2 protein-coding genes and 1 pseudogene are annotated in these 1,082 nt (G+C 32.6%); all 3 read left to right on the top strand.

What is annotated here, in order from left to right; genetic code table 11:
• Positions 1 to 54 precede the first annotated feature (54 nt).
• Positions 55 to 273, top strand: coding sequence for a PRTRC system protein C (locus VQ048_RS12240; protein WP_064971112.1), 219 nt, complete (start codon positions 55 to 57; stop codon positions 271 to 273).
• Between the two features lie 16 nt (positions 274 to 289).
• Positions 290 to 514 (top strand): DUF7688 family protein, encoded by a 225-nt coding sequence (locus VQ048_RS12235; protein ID WP_064971111.1) that lies wholly within the window; start codon positions 290 to 292, stop codon positions 512 to 514.
• A gap of 6 nt (positions 515 to 520) precedes the next feature.
• Positions 521 to 1,082, top strand: a pseudogene (locus VQ048_RS12230) (hypothetical protein); the annotation flags it as partial.

Below are 1,082 nucleotides of genomic sequence, written 5' to 3'. Positions count from 1 at the left end.
TCTTTCAACCCGACTTATTTGCAACGGAATAATTAACCTTAAAAAATAGAAATTATGTTATTAACGACAGAATTAAAGAGAGTATTTAAACTCAAAGATAACGGACAAGAAATAACACTTACAGACCCTAATCCCCAATGGAGTGTGGAAAGTGTGTTAAATTTTTATTCAAACCAATATCCGATACTTACCACAGCGAAAGTGTCCACCCCAAAAATTGAGGAGGATAGTGTGGTTTACAAATTTGAAAGTATTATGGGTACGAAAGGCTAAACAGTATGAGTATGTTATGGAAACAAAAGACAGAGCAGAAATCCACCAAAATGGACAATGGATATTAAAGGGCGATATAACATCAATTAAGGTAATTTTTAAAAACCTTATAGGCGAGAATTTTCAAGGCAAAGCGTATGATGATTATATCAAATATATAGCCTTAAAGCAAGGCTTTGAAAAAGGAGAAATCAAACTTTACATAGACAAGAAATTTATTAACAAAGGAACAATCAAATAAAACAAAATGAATTATGCAAAACAAACATATCATCAAGGGAATTTTATCCCAACCACAGAAGAACACCCAACGCAACGAACTATTGTGCCGACAACTTGCGGAGTTTTTGGAATGGATACACCGCCCCAAAGACCACAGCGAAGTCCAAAAAGACAAGCAAAAAAGCGTACCCAAAGAGCAAGTTCCGATGCTATTCTAAGAAATGTTTTTTTACCTAAAATGGTAGAAATCCAAGAAGTAAGTATCAACGAAAGGGATTTTTTTAAGTCCCTTTCTAAACTTGCCGAGCATTATGGATTTGAAACTCCTAATGTTAAAAGTGAACCTTATCCGTATAATGTTCATTTAGCCTACCACCACACAAAAAAGCAGTTACATCAAAATAAATTTTATGCTAATTTGAGGGTATTAAAAAACGAAGAAGAAACTTATTTATCCGTTGAAGAAACTTTTTATACAAACCATTCATTATATCATATACCGATAAAGCCTTTGTATTTAATGTTTAGAGATAAAAAAACAAAACCTTTAGCAAAATTGCTTTTGTCTGTTTACGCTTACTTTTATA

This window comes from Bergeyella anatis (genome assembly GCF_036016955.1).
Taxonomy (GTDB): domain Bacteria; phylum Bacteroidota; class Bacteroidia; order Flavobacteriales; family Weeksellaceae; genus JAYWXI01.
The sequence above is the reverse complement of the archived record's forward strand: the minus strand, read 5'-3'. Positions and strand labels throughout refer to the sequence as shown.

Coding starts and splice junctions, on each gene's coding strand:
- VQ048_RS12240 (WP_064971112.1), top strand. CDS start 55: ATGTTATTAACGACAGAATTAAAGAGAGTATTTAAACTCAAAGATAAC.
- VQ048_RS12235 (WP_064971111.1), top strand. CDS start 290: ATGGAAACAAAAGACAGAGCAGAAATCCACCAAAATGGACAATGGATA.